The organism is Rhodobacteraceae bacterium M385, assembly GCA_025141835.1.
GTDB lineage: Bacteria > Pseudomonadota > Alphaproteobacteria > Rhodobacterales > Rhodobacteraceae > Gymnodinialimonas.
The window spans coordinates 67891-93224 of the sequence record CP081102.1 but is presented as its reverse complement, the minus strand read 5'-3'; the positions used below and the strand labels follow the sequence as shown (position 1 = coordinate 93224).

Annotated in this window: 25 protein-coding genes; 11 read left to right on the top strand and 14 right to left on the bottom strand. The window is 60.7% G+C overall.

The features are described from left to right. Positions 1–229 precede the first annotated feature (229 nt). Positions 230–1903 (top strand): DUF4139 domain-containing protein, encoded by a 1674-nt coding sequence (locus tag K3728_00480; protein ID UWQ95756.1) that lies wholly within the window; start codon positions 230–232, stop codon positions 1901–1903. On the opposite strand, the gene K3728_00475 is transcribed toward K3728_00480, so the two are convergent. The 3 genes from K3728_00475 to K3728_00465 all read right to left on the bottom strand — a co-directional run bounded on the left by K3728_00475 (position 1904) and on the right by K3728_00465 (position 3789). Then, positions 1904–2431, bottom strand: a complete 528-nt coding sequence (locus K3728_00475; protein UWQ95755.1) for a hypothetical protein — start codon at positions 2429–2431, stop codon at positions 1904–1906. A gap of 45 nt (positions 2432–2476) precedes the next feature. After that, on the bottom strand, positions 2477–3007 hold the full coding sequence (locus K3728_00470) for an SRPBCC family protein (protein UWQ95754.1): 531 nt from the start codon (positions 3005–3007) through the stop codon (positions 2477–2479). Positions 3008–3138: 131 nt separating this feature from the next. Next, positions 3139–3789 carry a carbonic anhydrase gene (locus K3728_00465; protein UWQ95753.1) on the bottom strand — a complete coding sequence of 217 codons (651 nt, stop codon included), beginning with the start codon at positions 3787–3789 and terminating at the stop codon, positions 3139–3141. A gap of 170 nt (positions 3790–3959) precedes the next feature. On the opposite strand from K3728_00465, the gene K3728_00460 reads away from it, so the two are divergent. The 3 genes from K3728_00460 to K3728_00450 all read left to right on the top strand — a co-directional run bounded on the left by K3728_00460 (position 3960) and on the right by K3728_00450 (position 6634). Then, positions 3960–4364 carry a hypothetical protein gene (locus K3728_00460; GenBank protein ID UWQ95752.1) on the top strand — a complete coding sequence of 135 codons (405 nt, stop codon included), beginning with the start codon at positions 3960–3962 and terminating at the stop codon, positions 4362–4364. A gap of 63 nt (positions 4365–4427) precedes the next feature. Next, a complete protein-coding gene (locus K3728_00455) occupies positions 4428–5801 on the top strand; it encodes a leucyl aminopeptidase family protein (protein ID UWQ95751.1) in 1374 nt (457 codons plus the stop codon). Continuing rightward, entirely contained in the window at positions 5798–6634 is an 837-nt protein-coding gene (locus tag K3728_00450) for a C40 family peptidase (protein UWQ95750.1), read from the top strand. The genes K3728_00455 and K3728_00450 overlap by 4 nt, the downstream gene beginning before the upstream one ends. Positions 6635–6715: 81 nt before the next feature. On the opposite strand, the gene K3728_00445 is transcribed toward K3728_00450, so the two are convergent. The 3 genes from K3728_00445 to K3728_00435 all read right to left on the bottom strand — a co-directional run bounded on the left by K3728_00445 (position 6716) and on the right by K3728_00435 (position 8537). After that, a complete protein-coding gene (locus tag K3728_00445; protein ID UWQ95749.1) occupies positions 6716–7057 on the bottom strand; it encodes a DUF2794 domain-containing protein in 342 nt (113 codons plus the stop codon). A 90-nt stretch (positions 7058–7147) separates the two neighbouring features. Beyond that, positions 7148–7549 carry a GFA family protein gene (locus K3728_00440; GenBank protein ID UWQ95748.1) on the bottom strand — a complete coding sequence of 134 codons (402 nt, stop codon included), beginning with the start codon at positions 7547–7549 and terminating at the stop codon, positions 7148–7150. Positions 7550–7670: 121 nt separating this feature from the next. Continuing rightward, on the bottom strand, positions 7671–8537 hold the full coding sequence (locus K3728_00435; GenBank protein ID UWQ95747.1) for a branched-chain amino acid aminotransferase: 867 nt from the start codon (positions 8535–8537) through the stop codon (positions 7671–7673). A 169-nt stretch (positions 8538–8706) separates the two neighbouring features. Here K3728_00435 and K3728_00430 point away from each other — a divergent pair, with 169 nt between their 5' ends. From K3728_00430 to dxs, 6 genes are all read left to right on the top strand, one after another. Then, the gene (locus K3728_00430) at positions 8707–9216 is read left to right on the top strand and encodes a MarR family transcriptional regulator (protein ID UWQ95746.1); all 510 of its coding nucleotides are present in this window, start codon (positions 8707–8709) and stop codon (positions 9214–9216) included. Further along, a complete protein-coding gene (locus K3728_00425; protein ID UWQ95745.1) occupies positions 9213–9923 on the top strand; it encodes a response regulator in 711 nt (236 codons plus the stop codon). The genes K3728_00430 and K3728_00425 overlap by 4 nt, the downstream gene beginning before the upstream one ends. A 120-nt stretch (positions 9924–10043) precedes the next feature. Continuing rightward, positions 10044–10967, top strand: coding sequence for a histone deacetylase family protein (locus tag K3728_00420; protein UWQ95744.1), 924 nt, complete (start codon positions 10044–10046; stop codon positions 10965–10967). Further along, positions 10957–11199: an exodeoxyribonuclease VII small subunit gene (locus tag K3728_00415; protein ID UWQ95743.1), complete on the top strand. Its 243-nt coding sequence runs from the start codon at positions 10957–10959 to the stop codon at positions 11197–11199. Before K3728_00420 ends, K3728_00415 begins: the two co-directional genes overlap by 11 nt. A gap of 63 nt (positions 11200–11262) precedes the next feature. Further along, positions 11263–12069: a polyprenyl synthetase family protein gene (locus K3728_00410; GenBank protein UWQ97397.1), complete on the top strand. Its 807-nt coding sequence runs from the start codon at positions 11263–11265 to the stop codon at positions 12067–12069. Between the two features lie 17 nt (positions 12070–12086). Further along, a complete protein-coding gene (gene dxs / locus K3728_00405; GenBank protein ID UWQ95742.1) occupies positions 12087–14006 on the top strand; it encodes a 1-deoxy-D-xylulose-5-phosphate synthase in 1920 nt (639 codons plus the stop codon). Between the two features lie 30 nt (positions 14007–14036). Here dxs and K3728_00400 read toward each other — a convergent pair whose 3' ends face one another. From K3728_00400 to K3728_00370, 7 genes are all read right to left on the bottom strand, one after another. Then, positions 14037–14825, bottom strand: a complete 789-nt coding sequence (locus tag K3728_00400; protein ID UWQ95741.1) for an ion transporter — start codon at positions 14823–14825, stop codon at positions 14037–14039. A gap of 17 nt (positions 14826–14842) precedes the next feature. Then, positions 14843–16069, bottom strand: coding sequence for a methyltransferase (locus K3728_00395; protein ID UWQ95740.1), 1227 nt, complete (start codon positions 16067–16069; stop codon positions 14843–14845). Positions 16070–16209: 140 nt separating this feature from the next. Beyond that, positions 16210–18036, bottom strand: coding sequence for an ABC transporter ATP-binding protein/permease (locus K3728_00390; protein ID UWQ97396.1), 1827 nt, complete (start codon positions 18034–18036; stop codon positions 16210–16212). Between the two features lie 26 nt (positions 18037–18062). Next, on the bottom strand, positions 18063–19919 hold the full coding sequence (locus K3728_00385) for an ABC transporter ATP-binding protein/permease (protein ID UWQ95739.1): 1857 nt from the start codon (positions 19917–19919) through the stop codon (positions 18063–18065). 81 nt (positions 19920–20000) lie between these two features. Then, positions 20001–21134: a CCA tRNA nucleotidyltransferase gene (locus tag K3728_00380; GenBank protein UWQ95738.1), complete on the bottom strand. Its 1134-nt coding sequence runs from the start codon at positions 21132–21134 to the stop codon at positions 20001–20003. Then, complete coding sequence (locus K3728_00375) at positions 21134–21733, bottom strand: CoA pyrophosphatase (protein ID UWQ95737.1); 600 nt, start codon at positions 21731–21733, stop codon at positions 21134–21136. The genes K3728_00380 and K3728_00375 overlap by 1 nt, the downstream gene beginning before the upstream one ends. After that, complete coding sequence (locus tag K3728_00370; protein UWQ95736.1) at positions 21717–22718, bottom strand: Hsp33 family molecular chaperone HslO; 1002 nt, start codon at positions 22716–22718, stop codon at positions 21717–21719. Before K3728_00370 ends, K3728_00375 begins: the two co-directional genes overlap by 17 nt. 172 nt (positions 22719–22890) lie before the next feature. Between K3728_00370 and K3728_00365 the strand changes: the two genes are divergently transcribed. Then, a complete protein-coding gene (locus tag K3728_00365) occupies positions 22891–24141 on the top strand; it encodes a glycosyltransferase family 4 protein (protein ID UWQ95735.1) in 1251 nt (416 codons plus the stop codon). Positions 24142–24202: 61 nt separating this feature from the next. On the opposite strand, the gene K3728_00360 is transcribed toward K3728_00365, so the two are convergent. Beyond that, entirely contained in the window at positions 24203–25324 is a 1122-nt protein-coding gene (locus tag K3728_00360) for a polysaccharide export protein (GenBank protein UWQ95734.1), read from the bottom strand. Between the last annotated feature and the right edge of the window lie 10 nt (positions 25325–25334).

The following is a 25334-nucleotide window of genomic DNA, read 5'->3' as shown; positions in this document are numbered from 1 at the left end:
ACTGACATCGACAAAATTTTTGACGCAGGCCCAAGGAAACCCCTTCGGCCTGCGTCTTACTTTGTAGAACTGGCCGGGATCGGTCGGGTTTTCCGCCCTTGGCAGGGGCGGCGTTCCTGAGTGAGATTGGCTGTGACTCATCCTGCAAGGGCGTCCCCTACGTCCACCCATCTCGTTATTAAAGGACTGACTTCCAGTCCGAGCGCTTCGCTACATGAGGACCATTTTGATGAAACGTATTCTTCTGACGACCGCGCTTTGCGCGGCTCTCCCATTCGCGGCCCATGCCGATGATATCGTGATCCGTGCCGATCTGGCCGAGGCGACAGTCTTCGGCTCGGGCGCAGAGGTGTCGCGGGCTGGCACGGCAGTGATCCCTGCCGGACGCCATCGGCTACTGATCGCGGTGCCTGATCTGGATGCCATTTCGCTGCCGCAGATTGCTGGCACCGATGGCGTGCGTTTTGGGCCGCCAACGCCGCTTTATAACCACCCAATCGCAGAAGGGGCGCTGGATACCGCCGCCCAAGCCACTGCCCGTGAGGCCGTTGAAGCGGCGGAAGACGCCATGGCCGAGGCGCAAGACGCGCTAACCCAAGCCGATGCCGAGCTACGCGCGATTGAAACGCAACAGGGCTACATCGCCGCCATCCTGCGTGGTGGGGAAAGCGGCGTTGCGATGCCCGACGACCCCGCGCAGGTGGCATTGTTCCTGTCCACCTTAGGCGCTGAAACGGCGCGGTTGGCCGCCGAGGCGCTTGACGCCCAAGTCGCACGCCGAGATTTGGTGGAGGCGCTCACCGACGCGCAGCGCGCCTATTCCGACGCCGCCCGCGCCCTGCAAGTGCTGTCCCCATTCGGCCAGCAGATCAACGCGATCTCGGTAGATGTCGTCGCCGCAGAGGACACCGATATTGACGTTGTGTTGGAATACTTCACCCCCAACGCGGGTTGGCGGCCAAGCTATGAGCTGGACCTCGATACAGAGGACAGCACCTTGGCGATTGATCGTTTCGTGACCTTGCAAACCTACGGGCCCGCCCGTTGGCAGGACGTGGACGTGGTATTCTCCACCGCGACACCGGACAGGGCGCGGGAACCCTCTGCGCTGGTCTCTCGTCCAGCGCGGTTACAGGAACCTGTCATTGTGCAAAGCGGGGCCCTCAGCCGCTCGATGGAAATCGCAGATTCGATCCCCATGCCTGCGCCTATGGTGACAGGCTTTTCCGCTGGCGCCCCTGCCGTGGTGGTCGAAGAGGTTGCCGTATCAGCCGCATTTGAAGGGTTGTCGGTGTCCTACCCCTACCCCGAGCCGATCAGCGTATCAGCTACGGGCGAGGTTCTGTTGGCGTTCGATACCGTCGATCTGGTCGTCGAGCAGGAAAACCGCGCAGTGCCGCGATGGGACGAAACGGCCTTCCGTATTGCGATGGTCGAAAATGACAGCGGCGCCCCGATTCTGCCCGGCGAGGCCCGGTTCTATCGCGACGGTGCGTTGATGGGCGAAGGTGCCTTGCCGCTGATCCCCGCAGGGGCCGATGCCGAGATAGCTTTCGGGGCGCTCGATCATCTGCAACTGACGTGGATTGATCGGTCATTGGCCGAAGGGGACCGAGGGTTGTTCGTGACCTCCTCCACCCAAGCGCGTCAGATCGCGTTCGGTGTAGAAAACACGGGGACCGAGGCGGAAAGCGTGCGCATCCTCTATGCCACACCGTTTGCCGAGCAAGAGGATTTGGAGCTCGACCTCACCCTTAGCCCGCGTCCGTCCGAGGAAGATATCGACGATCAACGCGGCGTCCACGCTTGGGATCTGACATTGGCCCCCGGCGCGGAGCAGTTGATTGAGATGGAAGTGGAGTTCACTTTCCCCGAGGGTCAGATTTTGGATTGGCGGCCCTGATTATTCATCCTCAAACAAAATGAGGTCATCGTCATCGGTGCCCGCAAAATCACCCGAGTCTGGAAACAGGCTTGGGTGATTTTGTGTCTTGGGAACGGCGCGTTTTAGAACTCTCTGCGCTACATGGGTGTGGGAATGGCCCGGAAAAGGCGCATCGAAGCGGCGGATCAGATCGGCATAGGACCACCCGAGGGAGGACGCCTTACAGATCCGTGTCGCAGTGGCCGTGGAATAAAGCGCCAAGCCGCCGCCCCTCTCGCGGAAAGTGTAGCCATGGGATGCAAGCCTGCCCTGCAAGTCGGCCCATCCCTTGGCCTGCGAAAGATCAGCTGCGAGGAGCGCCCGGAGGGGCGCGAGGAGGTCAGACGGCTCCTCCGCCCGAAAGGGCGTCCTCGCCGCCTCAAAACGTAGGCTTTTCGAAATCAGACGAGCAGCGTGATCAGCAGGTGACACGCCCGCCGCCCGTGCGCCTTGGCGCAGGGCGTGCAGCATTTCCGGTGGTAGATCAATCACAAGGGGCGCGGTCATATCCATGACCCAAGTCTTGCCGATTCTAGTTGATGGAAGGTTAACCTAGCCTTCGACCGTTGCTTGCAGTCGTTCTAACCCGCGCTCGTAATCGGCACCGACCCATTGGTCCATCATCAGGCCAAACCAGCGCCCTACTGGGCCGCTGCCCATATCGGCGGTCAGGCCCCATACAACGCGGGTTCCATCGCCTTCTGGCGTTAGCCGCCACCAGGCTTCCGCCGTGCCCATGTCCCCGAAATCAAGCGCGGTACGCACGCTTTCATTCTCCACGACCTCAAGGATTTCTTGCCGCCCGTTGCCGACGTTGGGATGGTCGGATTCCCAAACCATCACATTGCCGACACCCGCCTCGGGCCCCGAATAGGTGACCACCATTTCCGGGTCGAGGTCGCCCCATGGGGACCATTCCGAGAAGGCTTGCAGAGAATTCACATGAGGGAACACAGCTTCGGGGGCGGCGTCTACAATCACGTCCCGTTCAACAGAGACGTAGCGGGGCAAGAACATGCCCACGATGGCTGCAACGGCCACAAGGGCCACCAATCCAATCAGGATGTTACGGATCAAGCGCATGGTGTCCTCCGATTATCGCCCATTTGCAGTCGCACTAAAGTCTACCACGGATCAGGCGAATCGTTCGGAAAAACTTGGTTATTGGCCCCCCGAACACAGCACCTGCGCCGGAAGCCAAGGTAATCTTCCGCTTAGGCTGGCTTAAAATGGCCAACGCTCCCATCAACGGTTTCGAGCTCCATATCAGCAATATCGGCCCATAGGCCGTGCAGGGTGATGGTGCCCGCATCCACGGCGTCCTGCACGAATGGATAGGTAAGCAGGTTCTGAAGACTTACGTGGATGCCCTCTTTCTCCAACGCGGTTTGGCGGTGTTCGGGATCTTCGATATCGGCCACTGCATCGAAGCCGGGGCGTAGAACGTCCAACCAACGGCCGATCAGGCTTTCTTGTTTATCAAACTCGGGCGCGTTGCCTTCGCACATGGAAATACATCCAGCTACACCACCGCAATTGGAGTGGCCCATCACGAGGATATGCTTCACCTTCAGGTGCTTAACAGCAAACTCAACCGCAGCGCCGGTGCCGTGATGGTTGCCATCGGGCGTGAAGGGCGGCACCAGATTGGCGATGTTGCGGTGGACGAATAGTTCTCCGGTGCGCTGCCCGAAGATGGAGTTGATCGCCACGCGGCTGTCGCAGCAGGCAATGACCATCGCGCGCGGGCTTTGGCCTTCTTCGGCCAATTTTCGGAACCAATCCTTGTGCTCTGGAAAGGTGTTAATCTTCCAGTCCTTGTAACGCTCCAACAAATATTCGGGCAGGGAGTGTACGCGATGCATTGATCTACCTTCTGGCTAGTGTGGCTTCCTTTCATAACCTGCATTCGCCGCGAATTGGAGATGCTTTTGCCTGTTGAGTAAATCTCTTCTTCAGCACAAGCGCGCATACCTTTCCCCAATATCCCAATGATGGGCGTCCTGTGGTGGGGGCGAACGAAGTGGAGTGAGAAATGCTGCTGACAGCCAGGGCCGAACTGTGCCCGACGATCGCAACAATTGCGCCCGAAGAACCGGCGCGATTTAATCCTGAATGCCTTGAAGAACTTTGCCTGAAAATCGGAGAGGTCCGTGCCGAGGCGGAAGTCGCCCTTGCGCTGCATCGCATCTCGGAAGCGCTGCCGACGCTATATGCCACGTGCCGCCGCAGCGGGCGGGAGTTCGTGGTCGCGTTAGAGCATCTTTGCAAAGACGCGGAATTGATCGGGATGGCAACGCTGGCGCGCGTGGCGCAAGATGTGTTGGAGACCTTCATCGCCGGGAACGAGGTCGCTTTGGCCGCAACCATGGCGCGGCTGGACCGTGTTGGGGAACGCTCGATCCACGCGGTCTGGGATTTGGAGGATCTTTCCGGCTGATCTGGCCTTGCAGAGCAGGCTCTGACCTATAGGCTAGAGGCACTCAACAACGGTGCGCTCCCTATGACGATGATGTTTGCTCAGGCCAGCTCGGTGGCCCTTCCTATTCTGCTGACGAGCCCAGAAGCTTGCGAAGTTACCTTGGCTGGATTGCCCGAAGCGCAGGCGCAATGGGCCGCGTTTCATAGTTTTACAGGCGCTTTGGGGCAGAGCTTGGTTCTGCCCGGCGACGGGTTGGCGGGCGTCCTGATTGGGACGGGAACTGCCGCTGATCGGGCCCGTAAACGCTTTGCCGTTGGTGCAGCGATTGCCGCCTTGCCAGAAGCGACCTACGCCTTGAGTGGACTGCCCGATGGACAGGGCGAAGAAATCGCCCTTGGCTATCTGTTGTCCCTCTACCGTTTTGACCGTTATCGCAGCCAGCCGCGCCCGAAGTCTCGGCTTGTTGCGCCCGACGGGATTGACGCCGATCGCCTCTTGATGATCGCGCAGTCCGAGGCCCTGACCCGTGACCTGATCAACACACCAGCGGAAGATATGGGCCCCGATGCCTTGGAAGCGGCCGTCCGCGCGCTAGGGGTAGAATTTGGGGCCGATGTGCGAACCGTTGAAGGGGCGCAGCTGCTAGAGCAGAACTTCCCATTGATCCACACCGTTGGCCGCGCCGCGTCGATATCGCCGCGGCTGATCGAGATGACTTGGGGCGGGACTGGCCCCACCCTGACCTTGGTAGGCAAGGGGGTTTGCTTTGATACCGGCGGGTTGAACCTGAAACCCGGCGCGTCGATGGGGATCATGAAGAAAGATATGGGCGGTTCGGCCAACGTCTTGGGTCTCGCCCGGATGATTATGGCGAGCGGCATGGGCGTGCGTCTGCGCGTGTTGATCCCTGCGGTGGAGAACAACGTGGCAGGCAATTCCTTCCGCCCCGGTGATATATTTACCGCCCGCAACGGGCTGACGGTTGAGATTAACAATACCGACGCCGAGGGGCGCTTGGTTTTGGCGGATGCACTGGCCTATGCGTCCGAAACGCCGCCGGATCTGTTGATCTGTATGGCGACCCTAACGGGTGCGGCGCGTGTGGCTGTTGGCCCCGATATCGCGCCGTTCTTCACCGATGATGACCCACTGGCCTTGGCGCTTTCAGCGTCCAGCGCGGCTGTCGCGGACCCGTGCTGGCGTCTGCCATTTCACGACGCGTATGAGCCGATGATCGAACCGGGTATTGCGGACCTCGACAATGCGCCGGCGGGGGGCATGGCGGGGGCGATCACGGCAGCTCTGTTCCTGCGACGCTTCGCGCCCGTGCCTCGGTTTGCACATTTTGACATCTACGGTTGGCAACGCACCAACGCCCCCGCCCGTCCGAAAGGTGGTGTCGGCCAAGGCATTCGCGCGTTGTTCAATGCCCTGCCCGAGGTTCTGTCCCAATGAGCGATCCCCGTACGACCCCCTACAATGGCCGCGTTGCCCATACCTCTTTGAACGGAACGGTCGAGGCCGAGCGTTACTCGGAAGGGCGTTGGATGATGGTGCAGCAGCCCATTGCCAATCTGACTGACAAACCCCGCGGTGCACGCGCCTCACAGCTGGTGTTTGGGGAGCGTTTTCTAGTGCTCGACACCGAAGATGGTTTCGCCTTCGGCCAGTCCGAGCGGGACGGCTACGTCGGCTACATCTTGCAAGGGGCCCTGACGGGAGCGGAACCCGCGACCCATTGGGTGATCTCCCCCGCGACGCATTTGTATCCGAAAGCAGATTTGAAGGTTTCGCCGGATGTGTGCCTTTATTTCGGAAGTCAGGTGAAAGTGACCGGGGAAAGCGGCGACTATAAGCGTATACACACCGGGCATTTCATGCCCTCGCAACATCTTATGCCGATTAAGGCCCGGTTTTCGGACCCGGTGGGGATTGCGGATCTGTTTCTGGGAACGCCCTATCTTTGGGGGGGGACCAGCCGATGGGGGATTGATTGTAGCGGCTTGGTGCAGGCCTGTTTAATTGCCTGCGGTGTCGATTGCCCCAGAGACAGTGACCAACAAGAGGCGGCACTGGGGGAGGATATCCCCAGCGATGAGGCGTTGAAGCGCGGCGATCTGATTTTCTGGAAGGGCCATGTGGGCATGATGGCGAGCGACCGCATGTTGTTGCACGCAAACGCTCACCATATGTCCACCGCCTATGAACCGTTGAAGGACGCCGCCGCGCGGATTGAGGCCAATGAGTACGGCCCGATTACATCGCGTAAGCGCTTATCGCTGGGGTAGGGTGTTTGCGGCAAGCCGACCCTCCGGGGGGAGGTGTATTTGCCAAGATGAAGGAGGGAGCGCGATTGCGGTGGTGTGGATTTAATCCACGACCCGGATCATTTTGCGCTCCAGGACCCGAAGGACGGTCTTTAGGTCGTGGCCACGCTTCAGGATGCGGCCGTCCATGCCGATGACAGCATATTGCCCCTGTTTCTCGCGCAGTTTTGGGCGTTTCTCGATCCGGTAGATCGGGTTTTCAGCCGAGCGCTTGAAGATGGAGAAGACGGCAACGTCTTGCAGGTGGCTGATCCCGTAATCACGCCATTCGCCTGCGGCGACCATGCGCCCGTAGAGGCCGAGGATGGGGCCGAGTTCGGTGCGGTGAAAGGCCACTTGGTTGTGGGTTACGGTGCCGCCGGTGGGCTGGAACTGGATTGCCATGTAGAGATGGTGGGGTTTGGTGCTGCTGCGGTCAAGCGGTGGCACGTGAAAAACCTGCGTGGCCTAGCGGAAAGGCTGCATCCGCCCACCTCACTCAGGTAACCCGTCGATGCAGGGTATCATGTGCAACGCATCGTCCCACCTAGCCCGTGAGCCGGTGCAGATATGCGCCTCGGGCCTCAGGGCGACTTCTGTATCGAGGGCGCCGGCGGGAACTGACAGAAGGCCCTCCTGCGCCACAGGCATGCCCGAACCGCAGCTGGTGCAAAAAGCCCTGACGTGGCGCGTTTCCGGCAGTTGGAAGACCGCAACAAGATCTGCGCCCGCCAGCCATTCGAGCTGTGCCGAGGTGGAGAAGAGGTTCGCTGAATGGGCCGAGCCGCTGTCCTTCCGGCACCGCGTGCAATGGCACAGGAAGAAATGCTCGAACGCGCCGTCGATACGAAAGCGCACCGCGCCGCAAAGGCATGTGCCATTCGCCCTGTCGCCCATTGTTTGCCTCCTGCGCTGGATTATTATTGTGTGGACAGATTGATCCGACCGGGCGGTGGTCTTCAAACGAAAAAGCCCCACACGGCTGGGTGCGGGGCTTTCGATGTCTTGGGGTGGCAGTTTACGCCCGCACGAGCTTCTCGTAGCTCTCTGCGATGTCACGGGTCAGAGCGCCGACTTCGAAGTTGTAGTCTGCGATGCTGCCCACGGGCGTCACCTCGGCTGCGGTGCCGGTTAGCCAGCACTGCTCGAAGCTTTCCAGTTCTTCCGGCATGATGTGGCGTTCGTGCACCTTGATCTGCTTCTCTTGCAGCATCCCGATGACCGTCTGGCGGGTGATGCCGTTCAGGAACACGTCCGCCGTTGGGGTATGCACCTCTCCGTCTTTGACGAAGAAGATATTCGCCCCCGTCGCTTCGGCCACGTAGTTGCGGTAGTCCATGAACAGCGCGTCGGAGCAGCCTTTGGCTTCGGCCGCGTGCTTGGAGGTCGTGCAGATCATATAGAGGCCCGCGGCCTTGGCGTGGACCGGGATCGTCTCGGGTGAGGGACGCTTCCACTTGCTAATATCAAGCTTCGCACCCTTCATCTTCGCGTCGCCGTAGTAGCTGCCCCATTCCCATGCGGCGATGGCAAAGCGGACAGGGTTGCGCGCCGAGCTGACGCCCATGTCTTCACCCGCACCGCGCCATGCGACGGCACGGATGTAGGCGTCGGTCAGGTTGTTGGCCTTCATGACCTCGTATTTCGCCGCTTCAATTTCATCCACCGTGAAGGGGATTTCAAAATCGAGGCAAGAGGCGGAATAGCGCAACCGTTCGGAATGCTTGCGGCTTTCGAAGATCTTGCCGTTATAGGCGCGCTCGCCCTCAAACACGGAGGAGGCGTAATGCAAGGCGTGGCTCATCAAGTGGACATTGGCAGAGCGCCAGTCGACGAGCTTGCCGTCCATCCAGATCACGCCGTCCCTGTCGTCATATGCTGCCATTGGTCTCGTCCTTCAATGTTGCCCAAATCCTAGGCGGTGTTTTCAAAAGTTGCGTGGTATGGGTCCGTTTCGGTCATAAAGTTACGCAATTCGTCAGTTTGGCTAGCAATTGATTCTTGGAAAGTCAACAAGGCTGACTTAAACTGGGAAAAACAAGAAAGGGGGGGTCATGTCAGATCGAGGCGCAGCCATGGGGCGGGGGGATAGTTTGCTATTCCTCACCGACGAACAATTGCGCCGTGGCAGTGAAGCGATGTTTTTTGCATATCGGGGGTTTACCGCCGACCCTGACATGATCCTGGCCGAGCGTGGCTATGGCCGCGCTCACCACCGGGCGATCCATTTCATTAACAGAACGCCGGGAACGACGGTGAACAACCTGCTGTCGATCCTTGGGGTGACGAAGCAATCCCTGAACCGGGTTCTACGTGCCTTGATTGAGGATGGTTTGGTTGAGGCCCGCGTGGGCACCCGCGATAAGCGAGAGCGGCACTTGTTCCTGACATCAGAGGGCGAAACGCTGGAACGCGCCTTGAGTGAAGCGCAGCGTAATCGGTTAAGGGCGGCTTTTCGCAACGCCGGCCCCGATGCCGTGTCAGGTTTTCGCGCTGTCTTGGAAGAGATGATGGACCCGGACATGCGCCGCCACTACCTTGAGGGTGTGGAACAGAACCAATGACAGATATCGGCGCCCATCTTCTGATCGTCGATGACGACGAGCGTATTCGCACGCTTCTTCAGAAGTTCCTGATGCGTAACGGATTTATGGCTACAGGCGCGCGCAACGCCGCTCAAGCAAGGGTGCTTTTGGCGGGGTTGAGCTTTGACATGATCGTGCTGGACGTGATGATGCCCGGAGAAGATGGATTAAGCTTGTGTCGTGATATTCGCACGACGGCGGCCACACCGATCCTTCTGCTTACCGCCAACGGAGAGTCTGGCGACCGGATCGAAGGGTTGGAGGCAGGGGCCGACGACTACCTTGCCAAGCCGTTCGAGCCGAAAGAGCTGTTGCTCCGCATCAATGCAATCCTGAGGCGGATGCCCGCCCCGGTGGAAGATGCGACGGTGCCGCAAGTCCTCCACCTTGGGCCGGTGCGATATGATATTGAACGTGGAGAGTTGTGGCAGGGTAAAGATCCCGTCCGACTTACTGCGACCGAGGCAGCGCTGATGCGCATTTTCGCCCATCAGCCCACCGAGGCCCTGTCGCGCGGAGAGCTTGTGAGCCTGCTGAACCGGGACAAGGTCGGCGGAGAACCAGTGCAGGAACGCGCTGTCGATGTGCAGATCACGCGACTGCGCCGCAAGATTGAAATGAACCCAAAGCAGCCTCGCTACCTGCAAACCGTGCGCGGCGCGGGTTACATGCTTTCGCCCGATTGACCGGGCTTGGGCGGTGGGAAATCACCGCGCTCAAGTAGCCCGACGGGCGGTAGCGCATAAAATCCGCGCTCAAGTAGCCCGAAGGGCGGTAGCGCATTAAAACAGGACTCCCGTGAACCGATGCTGATTATCAACAACCCCAGCGGCCTTCAGCACGAGATGCCCGATGGCCATCCAGAGCGTATCGCCCGGTTAGAGACTGTTTTCGCCGTTTTGGCCGAGGTAGAGGCCGACAGGGTAGAGGCTCCCTTGGCCACGGAAGACGACATCGCCCTGTGTCACCCACAAAGCTACATTGACGCCCTGCGCAACGCGATGCCCGAGGCCGGGATGGTTCAGATCGACGCCGATACCAGTGCGTCGCCGGGCACGTGGGAAGCCGCGATGCGCGGCGTTGGTGGCTGTCTTCTGGCCGTAGATCGTGTCCTGTCCGGTGCCCATAAGCGCGCCTTTGTGGCCACGCGCCCACCCGGTCACCATGCCGAAAAGACCCGTGCCATGGGGTTCTGCCTGTTCGGCAATATCGCCATCGCCGCCCGTCACGCGCTGGAACGCCATGGGTTGTCCCGTGTGGCTGTGGTTGATTTTGACGTTCACCACGGCAACGGCACCCAAGATATCCTTTGGGGTGAACCTCGGGCGCTGTTCATTTCCTCTCATCAGATACCGCTCTATCCCGGTTCGGGTGCGGTCCATGAACGGGGCGCCTCTGACAATGTGATGAACCTGCCGTTGCCCCCCGGATCAGATGGGCAAGCGATGCGGTCACGCTATGAGAGTCATGTTTTCCCGCGCCTGCGTGAGTTCGCCCCCGAGTTGATCCTGATCTCTGCGGGGTTTGATGCCCATACCCGTGATCCCCTCGCCAATCTGAATTGGGAGGATGAGGATTTTGCCTGGGTCACGCGGGAACTGGTGACGCTTGCCGAAGAGCTTTGCGAAGGCCGCATCGTCTCGACTTTGGAGGGCGGGTATGATCTTCAGGGGCTCGGCGACGGCGTGCTTGCCCATGTGACAGAGTTGGAGGACCACGATGACCGATAAACCCATCGAGGAAATGAGCTTCGAAGACGCGATCCGCGAGCTAGAGCAGGTCGTGACCCAACTGGATCGGGGCGACGTGGCGCTGGAAGATTCCATCAAGCTTTATGAACGTGGTGCAGCCCTGAAGGCCCGCTGCGAAGCGAAGCTGAAAGAGGCCGAAGAAAAGGTCGCGCAGATCACATTGGACGCCAACGGCCAGCCCAAAGGTGCGACCCCGGTTGAGGGTCTGTAAGGCGTGTTCGAGACGGCCCTGAGCGATGCGCAAACGCGCATTGGCGACTTCCTGACTGCGCAAATGGCGCAATTTGGCGATGACGATATCGCCCGCGGCATGCGCTATGCCGTAGGTGGCGGTAAGCGCCTTCGTGGGTTTCTGGTGTTGGAAAGCGCGGCGCTTTTTGACGTGCCGCAGGAGCGTGCCCTATATGCGGCGGCGGCGGTGGAATGCTTGCACGCCTATAGCCTCGTCCACGATGATCTGCCCTGCATGGACGACGACGACCTGCGCCGGGGCCAACCCACGGTTCACAAGAAATGGAACGAGGCGACAGCCGTATTGGCCGGCGATGCGCTGCAAACCTTCGCGTTCGAGTTAATAAGCGGCGAGGACGCCGGCACGGCGGAGGAGCGGGTGGCCTTGTGCGCAAGCCTCGCGAAAGCGAGCGGCGCGCAGGGGATGGTTTTGGGCCAAGCCCAAGATATTGCAGCGGAAACTGCCGGACGCCCTCTGACGCTAGAAGAAATCACCGATCTGCAAGCCAACAAGACGGGCCGTCTGATCGAATGGCCCGCCCTTGCGGGCGCGGTGCTTGGCCACGCTGATCCCGCGCCGTTGCGGGCTTATGCCCGTGCCATTGGCCTCGCGTTTCAGATTGCCGATGACATTCTGGATGTCGAAGGCGATGCGGCGCTTGCGGGGAAGGCTCTGCGCAAGGACGCTGATGCAGGAAAGGCGACGTTCGTGTCTCTCCTCGGGCTTTCCGGGGCCAAGGCCCGCTCCCAAGCCCTCCTCGCAGAGGCTACTGCGGCGCTTCAGCCCTATGGCGATAAGGCGCAGACGCTTCGCGATTTGGCGCACTATATAGTGACACGTGACAAGTAATTACAAAGGCTAGCCCAATGAGCGAGCGCCCGACGACACCATTGCTGGATAAGGTGAACTCTCCCCATGACCTCAAGGGGTTGGGCGATGCTGATCTGAAGCGGCTGGCCGATGAATTGCGGGCCGAGATGATTTGGACCGTCAGTCAAACCGGCGGCCATTTCGGGGCGGGTTTGGGCGTCGTGGAAATGACTGTCGCGCTGCACGCGATCTTTGATACGCCCCGTGACAAGCTGATTTGGGACGTGTCGCACCAATGCTACCCCCACAAGATCCTGACGGGGCGGCGCGAGCAAATGCTGACCATCCGCCAGAAAGACGGCTTGTCGGGTTTCACCAAACGCTCAGAATCTGCTTACGATCCTTTTGGCGCGGCGCATTCTTCGACCTCGATTTCTGCGGCCCTCGGTTTCGCCGTCGCCCGTGATTTGGGCGGGGATAGCGATACCGGCCATGGCGATGCGATTGCCGTGATTGGCGATGGGGCCATGTCTGGCGGCATGGCGTTTGAGGCGATGAACAACGCGGGCCATCTGGGCAAGCGCCTTATCGTGATCCTTAACGACAACGAGATGTCCATCGCCCCACCAACAGGCGCAATGTCTTCCTATTTATCAAGGCTTTACGCAGGTGCTCCGTTTCAGGAATTCAAGGCCGCCGCGAAGGGTGCCGTGTCCCTTTTACCCGAACCTTTCCAAGAGGGTGCCCGCCGCGCGAAGGAGCTTCTGAAATCCGCTACTGTCGGTGGCACCTTGTTTGAGGAGTTGGGCTTTTCCTACGTCGGGCCGATTGATGGCCATGATATGGAGAGCCTCCTGTCCGTCCTGCGGACCGTAAAATCTCGCGCCGATGGGCCGATTCTGATCCATGCGATCACCAAAAAGGGCAAGGGATACTCAGAGCATCGCGCCGATCGGGGCCACGCCACAGCCAAGTTCAACATCGCCACTGGAGAGCAGGTCAAAGCCCCCTCTAACGCGCCGAGCTACACCAAAGTGTTCGCGCAATCCCTGATTGCCGAGGCCGAAGACGACCCCAAAATCGTCGCTGTTACCGCCGCAATGCCCGATGGGACGGGCCTTGATCTTTTCGCCGAGCGGTTCCCAAGCCGTTGTTTTGACGTGGGAATTGCCGAGCAACATGGGGTGACTTTTGCCGCAGGCATGGCAGCGGGCGGGCTGAAGCCTTTCGCCGCGATCTATTCCACCTTCCTGCAACGGGGCTATGACCAGATCGTCCATGACGTGGCCATTCAACGCCTGCCCGTGCGCTTCGCAATTGACCGGGCGGGACTTGTGGGGGCCGATGGCTGCACCCATGCGGGCAGCTACGACATCAGTTACATGACCAACCTTCCCGGCATGGTCGTGATGGCCGCCGCCGATGAGGCCGAGTTGCGCCATATGGTACGCACGGCCTTGGAAATTGACGACCGCCCCAGCGCCTTCCGCTTTCCCCGTGGGGAAGGTGTTGGCGTTGAATTGCCGGAACGCGGCACGGCCTTTGAGATTGGAAAAGGTCGCATGATTTCAGAGGGTTCGCGGGTTGCGATCCTCAACTTCGGCACCCGACTGAAAGAGGTGCAAGAGGCCGCTGAAACCCTATCGGCGCGCGGCATCACCCCCACCATCGCCGACGCTCGTTTTGCTAAACCGCTGGATGAAGAGCTGATCCTGCAACTCGCCCGCCACCATGAGGCGTTGATTACCGTCGAAGAAGGCGCTGTGGGTGGTTTCGGCTCTCACGTCGCGCAATTGCTGGCAGAAAAAGGCGTGTTCGACACCGGGATCAAGTATCGCTCCATGGTGTTGCCCGACATCTTCATCGACCAGGCCAGCCCTCGCGACATGTACGCCGTAGCCGGGATGAACGCCGAGGATATCGTGGCGAAAGTCCTCACCACTTTGGGGGTGGAAGTGCTGAGCCAGCGGGCCTAATTCGCGCCCCATGGGTATATCAATGGTATATCAATCGGAATCTGACCGCGCCCGATCCAACTTCTCTTCGATCGCCAAAAGACGCTCCATCACTTCATCGCGATAGGCATCCGTCGCGGCGTTGCTTTCCTCGGCGTGGGCATCTTGCATCGAGTTCACGACAAGGCCCACGATCAGGTTCACCACGGCAAAGGTCGTCACCATGATGAACGGGACGAAGAACAGCCAGGCGTAGGGGAAGACCTCCATCACCGGGCGGACGACGCCCATGGACCAGCTTTCCAGCGTCATGATTTGGAACAGCGTGTAAAGCGACAGGCCGATGGTGCCGAACCATTCGGGGAACGGGTCGGCAAATAGCTTCGTCGCCATTACCGCACCGATGTAGAAGATGATCGACATCAGCAGAAACACCGATCCCATGCCGGGCAGTGCCGTGAGCAACCCCTCCACCACGCGGCGCAGTGAGGGAACTGCCGATATTACCCGCAGCACCCGAAGGATGCGCAACGCCCGCAGCACGGACAGGCCTTGGGTTGCGGGGAACAGCGCGATGCCGACGATGATGAAATCGAACAGGTTCCAGCCGTTACGGAAGAAGCGGAAGCCGTGGGCAATCAGTTTCAGAGCGATTTCGATGATGAAGACGCTCAGGCAGAGCGTGTCGAGAAGCTCGATCAGCGGGCCGTAAGCCGCCATGATGGGCGCGGATGTTTCCAGCCCCAGAATGATCGCGTTGAAGATAATAACGCTGACGATGAAATTGCCGACAGAAGGCCGCGCAAGCCAAGTTGCAAGGCGGGTACGAAAGTCGGACATGGGGGCGCTCCTTTGAATCAACCGCTCATATGGGCAAGGGAGAACCGCGCTGCAAGTTCCACGTGGGGCGACCAGCGGAATTGGTCCACCGGTTGCACCCAATCCAGCTTGTAGCCCGCTTCCGTAAGGATCGCCGCATCCCGTGCAAAGGTGACGGGGTTGCAAGAAACCGCAGCGATAACCGGGGTTTGCGCCTTGGCGAGTTCGATGGTCTGCGCCTCGGCCCCGGCGCGGGGCGGATCGATCACGATGGCGTCGAACTTTGCCAGCTCGTCCGGCAGAAGTGGGCGGCGAAACAGGTCGCGTTGTTCCCAGGTGATCGGTTTCAGGCCCGTGGCAAACCGAGTGGCGTGGTCGAGCGCGTCTAGCAGGTCGGGCGCTGCCTCGACCGCATGAACCGGCGTGGATTGGGCAAGGGGCAGGGCGAAGGTGCCGATGCCGCAGAACAGATCTGCGACGTTTTTGGCCCCCTGCACGGCCTCGGCCACGGCAGCTTGCAACGCGGCTTCGCCATCTTGCGTGGCTTGCAGAAACGCGCCGGGCGGCGGCACAGCGCGGGCTGAGCCGAGCGTCAGGCGCGGCGGGGTTTCCGTGAACACGGGCTCATCCCCCCAGGTCAACCGCGAGAAGCGGCCGCCTGCAACTTGGGGCAAGGCCGCGCGGAGCGGTCCGTCGAGGGGCTTTGCCCCGGTCACCAGAAGGTCGATCCCGGTTTCCGTCATTGTCACCGACAGGCCCAAAGTGGCCGAACGCGACGCGCCGGTTTTCACGATTTCCTCAAGCGCGGGGATCGTATCTAGCAGCGCAGGATCGAGTAGTAGGCAGTCTCTAATAGGCACGATAGTGCCTGATTTTCGGGCGTGGAACCCGATCATTGCGCCCTTCTTGGTGCGCGTCCCCGCAAGGGTTGCGCGGCGACGGGACCGGGGCGCCGATGTCACGATGGGGCGCAGGGGAACGAGTAGATCATGGGCTTGCAAAGCCTTTGTGATCACATCTTCTTTCCAAGCCGCCACGAAAGGGTCAGCGGCATGCATCAGGCTGCACCCGCCGCAGGATTTGTAGTGCGGACAGGGGGCTTTCACCCGGTCCGACGACGGCGTGACAATGGCGGGTGCGGTCATCCGATCGCCCTCCACCTCGCCCGAGACCACTTCGCCGGGCAGGGTGAGGGGCACGAAAACCGGGCCGTCCGCGATGCCGTCGCCGTGGTGGCCGAGGCGTTTGATTGTCAGTTCAACCATGGGCCACCGCCAATCCACGCGATGGGCGGGCAAGCAGAGGCAAACGATCGAAGTGCGGGCGGCCGTCAATGACGGTGAAATGGCTGGCATAGGTCATGGGGGAGCTTTGCGACAAAGCACGCGGCGGGACAAGTCCCGCGCTAGGCCGGAGCCGCGTCGTCCAGCCCGATAAACCCGCCCGATTGCCGATTCCAATACCGCGCATACAGCCCATCCCGTGCCAAAAGCGCGTCGTGGGTGCCGTCTTCGACGATCCTGCCGTTATCCAGCACGATGATCCGATCCATCGCCGAGAGGGTAGACAGGCGGTGGGCGATGGCGATGACGGTTTTGCCCTCCATCACGCTGTGGAGCGTGTCTTGAATGGCGGCTTCAACCTCGGAATCGAGCGCGCTTGTGGCCTCGTCCAGCACAAGAACCGGGGCGTCTTTCAGGAAGGCGCGGGCAAGGGCCACACGCTGGCGTTGTCCGCCCGATAGCTTCACGCCGCGTTCGCCCAAAAACGCCTCGTACCCCGTGTTGTCACGGTGGTCGCGCAGGTCTTGGATGAAGTCGTGGGCCTCGGCCCGTTTGGCGGCCTCGATCACTTCGGCCTCGGTGGCATCGGGGCGTCCGTAAAGGATGTTGTCCCGCGCCGTGCGATTAAACATCGCCGTGTCCTGGGTGACCATCGCGATCTGTTGGCGCAGACTATCTTGGGTGACGCGGCTTACATCCCTACCATCAAGTAAGACACGACCCTGCTCGGCATCATAGAGCCGCATCAGCAGCGCCACGAGGGTCGATTTACCGGCCCCGGAAGCCCCAACAACGCCGAGCTTTTCGCCGGGGGCAATCGTCAGATCGATGGCATCAATCCCACCGGTCCGTTGCCCATAGGCGAAGGACACGCCGTCAAACTCGATCGCGCCGGATAGCCGGGGCAGAACGGGGGCATCCGGTGCATCGGTCAGCCCATGGGACGGGGTAAGGGTGCGCATCCCGTCCTCTAGCTCACCCACATTGGCGTAGATCCCCATCAAGGTGAAAGACACCCACCCCGTCATCTGGGAAATGCGCATGGAAATCGCCCCAATGGCGGCAATATCGCCGGGGGTGGCTTGGCCACTTTGCCAAAGCCAGACACCGCTGAGCACGAGAACCACAGGCAGCAGTCCGGCGGTGGTCATCAGGGCGAAACGGAAACCGGTAGAGAGGGTCCCAAACCGCAGCGCGGCGGCGCGATAATTGCCCATCGCCTCGGTCGCGGCGGCGTCTTCGTGGTCGGTGTGGCCAAACAATTTGACGGTCTTGATATTGGTGATCGTATCAACAACCTGCCCCGTCACATTCGCCCGCGTGGCGGCCCGCGCCTTGGCTCGCACCCGTATGCGCGGCAAATACCAACGGATCATTACGGCATAAATCCCACACCATGCCAGCAGCAAGACAGCGATGCGCCAGTCAATCGCCACCAGCAAAACCACCGTGCCCATCAGCGTAATGATGGCGTAAGCGGCGGCGTTAATCACTTCGGTCACGATGTTCACAAGCGCGGTGGCGGCTTGCATTTGCTTTTGCGCGATGCGGCCCGCGAAGTCGTTATCGAAGAAGGTGATGTCGTGGCCCAGGGTCCAGCGATGCAGCCGAGATTGCACCAGTGGCGCGATGTTGGGCGGCAGGACAATCCCCGTGAACGCAGCGGAAGAGCCGAAGAACAGCGGCCGGATCATCAGGTAGAACAGGATGTAGCCCGCGATCAGCAGCCCGTGGGTGCCAAGGTAATCGGCTGTTGGTCCAGTGGTCGTGTCGATCAACGCGCCAAGATACCAAGCGGCGGCGACCTCCATCAAGCCGGCAAAGCCCGAAAACAGCGCTGCGACGAACATGATCGGCCATGCGCCCGAGAGGCACCATTTGATGAAAGGCCAAAGGGTTTGGGGCGGCGGGCCATCGGCTTTCGCAAAGGGAGGCACAAGGCTGGAAATCCAGTCTACAAAGCGCGTTAGGGTCTTCACTTGGCGGTATCCTCTGTATCCATGTCGGCCCCGATGAAGCCACCTGATTGCCGTGCCCAGAAGCTGGCATATAGGCCGCCTTGGGCCAAAAGCGCGTCATGCGGGCCGTCTTCCACCACGCGGCCGTCATCCAACACCACGATCCGGTCCATCTGCGCGATGGTGGACAGGCGGTGGGCGATGGCGATGACAGTCTTGCCCTGCATCACCCCGTAAAGCGTTTCTTGAATCTGCGCTTCAACCTCGGAATCGAGCGCGCTCGTCGCCTCATCCAGCACCAAGATCGGGGCGTTCTTCAGGATCACACGGGCCAACGTGACCCGCTGCCTCTGCCCGCCCGATAGCTTCACGCCTCTTTCCCCCACATGCGCGTCATAACCTTTGCGGCCCTGTGGGTCTTCCAGATCAAGGATGAACTCATGGGCCTCGGCCCGTTTGGCGGCTTGGATCATTGCCGCGTCCGATGCATCGGGCGATCCGTAAAGGATGTTATCGCGGACTGATCGGTGCAGCAGGGAGCTGTCTTGTTGCACCATACCAATCACCCCGCGAAGGCTGTCTTGCTGAACGAGCGCGATATCTTGACCGTCTATCAGAATACGACCCTGTTCTGCATCGTAGAACCGCAACAAGAGCTTCACGAGTGAGGATTTTCCGGCCCCCGACCGCCCCACAAGCCCCACCTTTTCCCCCGGCTTGATCGTCAGCGAGATACCATCCAGCCCGCCCGCTGCGCGGCCATAATGGTGGCTGATCCCATCCAGCATGATTTCGCCCTGCACCAATTGCAGGGGTTTGGCGTCGGGCGCATCGACCAGCTCAATCGGCACGGTAATCGTCTCCATCCCTTCCGCGACAACGCCGAGGGCGCGGAAGAACGTGGACACGGCCCACATGATCCAGCCAGTCATGGCCGACAACCGAAGCGCCAAAGCCGTCGCGGCCGCGACCACCCCGACAGAGGCAGCACCTTGGGACCACAGCAGAATACCCCACCCCACGACCGCCACGATGAGGAAGCCATTCAACGTGACCAGCATCACGTCCATGGTGGTGAAAATCCGCATCTCCTTGGCGAAGGTCTGGCGGGTGAATTCGATGGCTTCTTTCGCGTAGGCCAGTTCCGAGTCGTTGTGGGCGAAAAGTTTCACCGAATGGATGTTGGTATAGCTGTCCACGACCCGCCCCGTGGTCATGGACCGAGCATCGGATGCGGCTTTGGATGCGGGCCCGACGCGCTTCATCGTCCAGCGTAAAAGCAGCGCGTAGAGGGTGAACCAGATCACCAATGGCAGGGCCAGACGGGGATCTGATCCCATCAGCAAAATCGCGGCCCCCACCAGATAAGCGAGAGAGAAGGTGATCGCGTCAAATACCTGAAAGATCGCGTCCCCCGCGCTACCCGGCGTTTGCATGATCCGGTTGGCGATGCGGCCCGCAAAGTCGTTTTCGAAGAAGCCAACGGATTGGCGTAGCACCTGTTTATGGGCGCGCCACCGGACCAACGCGCCGAACTGCGGCAAGATCGCATTGTTCAACAAGGCCACGTCGATGCCCTGCAAAACGGGCCGGATCGTCAGGATAAACACGGCCGCCAGCGTCAGTTCCAGCCCGTAGTCGGACAGAACCGTGGCGGGGTCGCCTTCGGTCATCAGGTCCACCACTCGGCCCATGTACCAGATCAGGCCGATCTCGATCGCGGCAACGACGACAGACATGAATGCGGTCAGCGCAAAGAGCCCCTTGAAGGGCTGTGAATAGTCCCAAAGGAAGGGCCAAAGACGGCGAGGCGGCTGATCCTGTTTGGCGTGGGCTACGTAGGGATCGACCAGATTTTCAAATATCTTGAACATGATAATTCCCGGTCAGGACAGAGGTATAACGCCCTGTCGGGGAAATGGCCATGCATGGGAGGGGCTTGGCAGAGGTGCCCTTCAGGGACAGAGCAGTTCTGCTTTGGTCAGGGTGAAGTCGCTACCAATCCAACGCGCTTCCAACGCCTTCAGGTGATCGCCTAGGGCCTTGCCCTGCAACGTAGGCAGGTCTGCGGCCTTCACCGGGAAGACGGCTTTCGCGCCTTGTTCGGCCAGCCGAAGGGCCTCTGCGCTGGGGGGCTGTTCCGCGATCAAGCCCCGTAGCAGCAAGATATCACGGGCGGCCTTCGTGCCATGGTGGTACCCCAACGCGCCGGGAGGGGTAAGTGTGCCCATCTCATCGCGGAACAGGACCAGTTGCTTGGCCTCTGCCTTGGATAGGCGAAGGTTATCCGGGTCGCCGCCCAATGCCGCCAAGCGTCGGATCGCATCGGGCGCAACGTCGCCTTCCAGCCCCGTCAAAAGGGTCAGAGAAGGCGCATGGGCCCCCGGCAGAACTGCGGCGAGGACGCCGGACTGATCCATCGCCGCGACAGCGGGCGCGGGATCAGGCGCGCGGAGGAGCGTTTTGACCTCGGCCCCGATCCGTTCGCGCGACAGTTTGGCGATTCCGTCCACCCCTTGCGCACAGGCGGCTAGCCCGTCGGCGTCGATGCCGCCCGCGGGATCGGCATACCAAGCGTGGAAGCGGAAGAACCGCAGGATGCGCAGGTGATCTTCGGCAATGCGGGCGCTGGCCTCGCCAATGAAGCGCAAACGCCGCGCGGCCAAGTCAGCCAAGCCTGCGCCATTGGGGTCTAGAACATTGCCATCCAGCGTCGCGTAAAGCGCGTTCATGGTGAAATCGCGTCGCGCGGCATCCTCGGCCAACTCACCGGTGAACGCGACAGAGGCATGGCGTCCGTCAGTCTCTACATCGCGGCGTAGGGTCGTTATTTCAAAGGGTGTGCCATCGGCCAGCACGGTCACTGTGCCGTGGTCGATACCTGTGGGGATGGTCTTTAGCCCGGCCCCCTGGGCCAGCTCGATCACCTGTTCAGGCAGCAGTTCCGTGCAAATGTCGATATCCGCCACGGGCAGGCCCAACAATCCGTTGCGCACACATCCGCCCACAAACCAGGCGCCATGACCTTGCAGCGCCTCAAATACCGCGACCGTGCCCGCATCGGTCAACCAAGGCGCCTGCAACCGCATTACGCCACCCGATCCGCTAGGCCCTTTAGCATCCGGGCCGTTGCGCCCCAGATGTAATAGGGGCCGTAGGGCACCACAAAGAACTCGCGCCGCATGCCGCGCCACCTGCGGCCTTCTACGACGTAGTTAGCGGGGTCCATCAGGAACGACAGCGGGACGCGGAACACCTCGGCCACTTCGCCGGGTTCGGGCTTGGGGGTGAAGTCAGCCTCGATCCGAGCCAAAAAGGGTGTCACGTTGTAGGAGGTTACCGTTTCATGGGGCGGCAATTCCGCAAGGATGGTGACGTTTTCCGGTGCCAGCCCAATTTCCTCATGGGCCTCGCGCAGGGCAGCTTGGGCGGGCGTTTCGCCGCCATCAACCTTACCACCGGGAAAGGCGATCTGGCCGGGGTGATGTTTGAGAGTAGAGGCGCGTTTGGTCAGCACCACCTCATCGCCCAACACGCCGATCAGCACGGCAGCAGGGCGCAAGACACGGTCGGCGGGCAAGGTCACGCCGGGGTTCAGATCATAATCCGACGATCCCGAACCAAAGGGCCGCGCCAGAGGTGTCTCCAGCGCGGCGGTTATTGTGTCTAGATCAAACAGGCGACCCATCGGGGGCCCTTTCGGCCTCGAACCCTAAGGAGAGGGGATCAAAGTCATAGTGGTTGCCGCAGAACTGGCAATCCGCCGTGACCCGGCCTTCCTCGGTCGTCATATGGGCGATGTCCTTGGCCGAATAGATCGACAACGACTGCCGCACGCGATCCTCGGAACAGGTGCAGCCAAAGCCCACGGGCAACGCGTCGAAGACACGAGGTTGTTCCTCGTGGAAGAGACGCACGAGCAGGTCCGTCGGCGACACATGGGGCCCGATCAGCTCCATCTCGTCTGCGGTATCCATCAGGATGTTGGCGCGGGACCAATCCTCGGCCTTTTCGTCGGACACCAGATCGTTAGCAGTCAGCGTGCCTTCATCACTTGTGGGCGGCTCGGCCGCTTCCAGCGAGGATTCCGGCATCACCTGAATCATCATGCCCCCGGCACGCCAGCCCTCGGCCTGACCGGGTTCCTGCGCCTTGCCATAGGACAGCTTGAACGCCGTCGGAAGCTGCTCGGACTGTGCGAAATAAGTCTCTGCACAGGCAGTCAGAGACCCTCCGCCGATTGGTGTGATGCCTTGATAGGGTGTCATATCCGGGCCTTGGTCGATCAGGATCGCAAAGTACCCAGAACCGATCTGCGGGAAGGCAGGGGCTGTCAGGTCCACACGGTCCTCATCATAAGAGGCATAGGCGCGGATGCGCGCGGGCTCTCCCTCGGCTTCGGGGGCAAGGAAGTCGGTCGCAATCAAGCGGATTGGCCCGTCGGAGCGCACTTGCAACGACAGCTTCCAGCGCAGCTTCATGGTCTGCCCAATCAGCGCCGTCAGCAGGGCCATTTCGGCCACCATCGCCTCGATCGGGGCGGGATAATCGTGCTGAGACAAGATCTGGTTCAGCGTCGTGTCCAACCGCGCCACACGGCCACGAATGTCCGAGCGATCCAGTTGGAACGGCAATACCGTGTCGTCCCACGCGAGTTTTGTGGTCATAGTCATGGGGGGTCCCCCCTTTTTTGCGAATTTTTCAAAGTCTGGTCCCATATAGGGAGTGCTGTCGCAACACCAAACCCCCCTGTTGCCGCAGTTCTGCCTTGCGTCCGCCGCATGGGATTGGGACATCAGGGTTAATCAGGGGCAAATCCCGTAAAGACACAGGCGTAACGTAACGATGAAAATCCTTTTTGTGCATCAGAACTTTCCCGGCCAATACCGAGAGCTGTTCACTTGGTTAAGAGAGCAGGGCGAGCATGAGCTGGTGTTCCTGACTCAACGCAAGGATGTACCGGGGATGGAGGGGGCGCGGGTCGTCACCTACAAGACCCACCACAAGCCCGCCAAAGACGCCTACGCCCTGACCCAATATTGGGAAGAATGCACCGGCAACGGGTTTGGTTGTGCTCAGGCCGCCGCAAAGCTGCGGGCAGAGGGATTCACCCCCGATATCATCCTCGGCCATGTCGGTTGGGGAGAATTGACCTTCCTGAAAGAGATTTGGCCAAACGCGCCGATCATCGGCTATTTTGAGTATTATTTCCTCGCCAAGGGCGGCAGCGTCGGGTTTGACCCCGAATTTCCCGCCAGTCCCCATGCGCCTTTCACTATGCATGCCCGCAACGCGGTGAACTTTGCCAATATCCAGACCGTGGATCAGGGCCATTCCCCCACCGGCTGGCAACGCGATACGTTCCCCGACAGCTTCAAGGAAAAGATCTACGTCAAGCACGACGGCATCCGCACCGACAAGCTGACGCCCGACGCAAAGGCTGAAGTTGCCCTGGGGCGCCTTGGGCGGTCTGTTACCAAAGACGACGAGATTTTCACCTATATGGCCCGAAATATGGAGCCGACACGCGGCTTCCATAGCTTCATGCGCGCGCTGCCCCATATCCTTGATGCGCGCCCTAATGCACGGGCGCTGATCATTGGCGGATCGGATGTGTCTTACGGCAAGAAATCAGGCTCTGAAGGCGGGTACAGAGCCGAAATGGAAAGGGAAGTTGGCGACGCCGTTGATTGGTCTCGCGTCCATTTTCTGGGGCGGGTGCCCTACGAGGACTACCAAAAGATCATCCAAGTCAGCCGCTGCCACATCTACCTGACGGTGCCGTTTGTGCTGTCGTGGTCGTGCCTAGAGGCGATGTCGATGGGGGCGACGATTGTGGCGTCCGATGTGGCCCCGGTGCGCGAGGCGATTGAGCATGGCAAGACCGGCCTGCTGGCGGATTTCTTCGACCCCAAGGATATCGCCCGCAAGGTTGTGGATGTGTTGGAACGCCCCGGCACCTACGCTCACCTTGGCCCTGCGGCACGGGCGCATGTGGTTAAGAACTACGATTTCCAGAAGGTGTGTCTGCCGGAACATCTGCGCCAGATGAACGCTCTGGTGCCCAAGGCCAAGCGGATGGCCATCCCGGGCTGAAGCCCGGTCTACTGGGGGCAGCACAATCGTAGACCGGGCTTCAGCCCGGGACCCACGGTGCCTAATCTGCGATGTTGCTGGCCGCACCCACCAGCCCAAAGGCCGAGCCGATCAGGCCAAAAATCGTCTGAACACCTGTCACGGGGCTTTCCGTCACCAGCACCAGATCGCCGGGAAAGATGCGGAAGTTGCGGGCCGAAAACAGCCCATCGGCGTTGGTCATATCCAGCGCGAACACAACGCGGGCCTGATCCGGCCCCCGCGCGTCGGCCCGCACGGCCGAGGAGGGATATTCCCGTAGCACCAGGATACCGCCAGGGTCACCACGGCGGCTTTCCACCCCGCCGATCAGCGCCATAGCATCCAGCGCGGTCACGCGATCTTGTGGGAAGGCGTGTTGGTTCTGTTCCCCCGCCGCCCCCAGAGACAGGAAATAGCGGCGGTCTTCCTCGACGATCACCCGGTCGCCGCCCCGCAAGAGCGTATCCAACCCCGGTTCTGCAAACAGCCGGTCAATCGAGGTACCATAGATGGAGCCAGCCCGGATTAGCCGAATCTGGGGGTTCTCCAGCCCCGCGCTGACCCCGCCCGCATCAGCAATGGCGTTGAGTACGGTGTAATTCCGGTCCGGCATCGGCAACCGCCCCGGCGCGCCTACACCGCCTACCAGATCGACAGAATTTGTGCGCCCCTCGACCAATTCCAACTGCACCTGCGCGGAAGGGGCGACCACGTCGATTTCCTCCTGCAACCGTTGCCGCGCAAGTTGCGTGGTCATTCCAGACACCTGCACGTTGCCCACGTAGGGCACAAAAATGGTGCCATCGGGGGCCACCGTCAGGGCATCAATCACGGTAGAGGCGTTGTTTTCCGTCAGCAGACTGTCATCGGCGCTGTCCCAAACGGTCAGCTCTAACCTGTCGCCCGTGGCGATCACCTGCGTCCGCGCCCCGCCCGAGGTGGGTATCCAGTTCAGGTGACGCTCCCCCGTGGCGGGCCATTGGGCAAGCGTGGGAAGGAAGGCGCGGGTCACGGGGTAGACCGAGAAATCTGCAACCTCTCCACTGGCCACTTCAACGACTTCACGTTCCACCGGAGCGCTACGGGGCAGGGCATCGCAAGCTGCCAAGGCAAGCATCATCGCGGCAAACACCACGGCATTTCGAAGTGGCAAACGGGCCATTTGTGCCAAA

Excerpts from the sequence above, each read along its gene's own strand:
- K3728_00365 (UWQ95735.1), top strand. The coding sequence starts at position 22,891 with ATGAAAATCCTTTTTGTGCATCAGAACTTTCCCGGCCAATACCGAGAG.
- K3728_00440 (UWQ95748.1), bottom strand. The coding sequence starts at position 7,549 with ATGGGCGACAGGGCGAATGGCACATGCCTTTGCGGCGCGGTGCGCTTT.
- K3728_00410 (UWQ97397.1), top strand. The coding sequence starts at position 11,263 with ATGGCGCAATTTGGCGATGACGATATCGCCCGCGGCATGCGCTATGCC.
- K3728_00480 (UWQ95756.1), top strand. The coding sequence starts at position 230 with ATGAAACGTATTCTTCTGACGACCGCGCTTTGCGCGGCTCTCCCATTC.
- K3728_00420 (UWQ95744.1), top strand. The coding sequence starts at position 10,044 with ATGCTGATTATCAACAACCCCAGCGGCCTTCAGCACGAGATGCCCGAT.
- dxs (UWQ95742.1), top strand. The coding sequence starts at position 12,087 with ATGAGCGAGCGCCCGACGACACCATTGCTGGATAAGGTGAACTCTCCC.
- K3728_00375 (UWQ95737.1), bottom strand. The coding sequence starts at position 21,733 with ATGGGTCGCCTGTTTGATCTAGACACAATAACCGCCGCGCTGGAGACA.
- K3728_00470 (UWQ95754.1), bottom strand. The coding sequence starts at position 3,007 with ATGCGCTTGATCCGTAACATCCTGATTGGATTGGTGGCCCTTGTGGCC.
- K3728_00430 (UWQ95746.1), top strand. The coding sequence starts at position 8,707 with ATGTCAGATCGAGGCGCAGCCATGGGGCGGGGGGATAGTTTGCTATTC.
- K3728_00455 (UWQ95751.1), top strand. The coding sequence starts at position 4,428 with ATGACGATGATGTTTGCTCAGGCCAGCTCGGTGGCCCTTCCTATTCTG.
- K3728_00425 (UWQ95745.1), top strand. The coding sequence starts at position 9,213 with ATGACAGATATCGGCGCCCATCTTCTGATCGTCGATGACGACGAGCGT.
- K3728_00385 (UWQ95739.1), bottom strand. The coding sequence starts at position 19,919 with ATGTTCAAGATATTTGAAAATCTGGTCGATCCCTACGTAGCCCACGCC.
- K3728_00460 (UWQ95752.1), top strand. The coding sequence starts at position 3,960 with ATGCTGCTGACAGCCAGGGCCGAACTGTGCCCGACGATCGCAACAATT.
- K3728_00465 (UWQ95753.1), bottom strand. The coding sequence starts at position 3,789 with ATGCATCGCGTACACTCCCTGCCCGAATATTTGTTGGAGCGTTACAAG.
- K3728_00415 (UWQ95743.1), top strand. The coding sequence starts at position 10,957 with ATGACCGATAAACCCATCGAGGAAATGAGCTTCGAAGACGCGATCCGC.
- K3728_00445 (UWQ95749.1), bottom strand. The coding sequence starts at position 7,057 with ATGGCAATCCAGTTCCAGCCCACCGGCGGCACCGTAACCCACAACCAA.
- K3728_00450 (UWQ95750.1), top strand. The coding sequence starts at position 5,798 with ATGAGCGATCCCCGTACGACCCCCTACAATGGCCGCGTTGCCCATACC.
- K3728_00475 (UWQ95755.1), bottom strand. The coding sequence starts at position 2,431 with ATGACCGCGCCCCTTGTGATTGATCTACCACCGGAAATGCTGCACGCC.
- K3728_00400 (UWQ95741.1), bottom strand. The coding sequence starts at position 14,825 with ATGTCCGACTTTCGTACCCGCCTTGCAACTTGGCTTGCGCGGCCTTCT.
- K3728_00395 (UWQ95740.1), bottom strand. The coding sequence starts at position 16,069 with ATGGTTGAACTGACAATCAAACGCCTCGGCCACCACGGCGACGGCATC.
- K3728_00370 (UWQ95736.1), bottom strand. The coding sequence starts at position 22,718 with ATGACTATGACCACAAAACTCGCGTGGGACGACACGGTATTGCCGTTC.
- K3728_00360 (UWQ95734.1), bottom strand. The coding sequence starts at position 25,324 with ATGGCCCGTTTGCCACTTCGAAATGCCGTGGTGTTTGCCGCGATGATG.
- K3728_00380 (UWQ95738.1), bottom strand. The coding sequence starts at position 21,134 with ATGCGGTTGCAGGCGCCTTGGTTGACCGATGCGGGCACGGTCGCGGTA.
- K3728_00435 (UWQ95747.1), bottom strand. The coding sequence starts at position 8,537 with ATGGCAGCATATGACGACAGGGACGGCGTGATCTGGATGGACGGCAAG.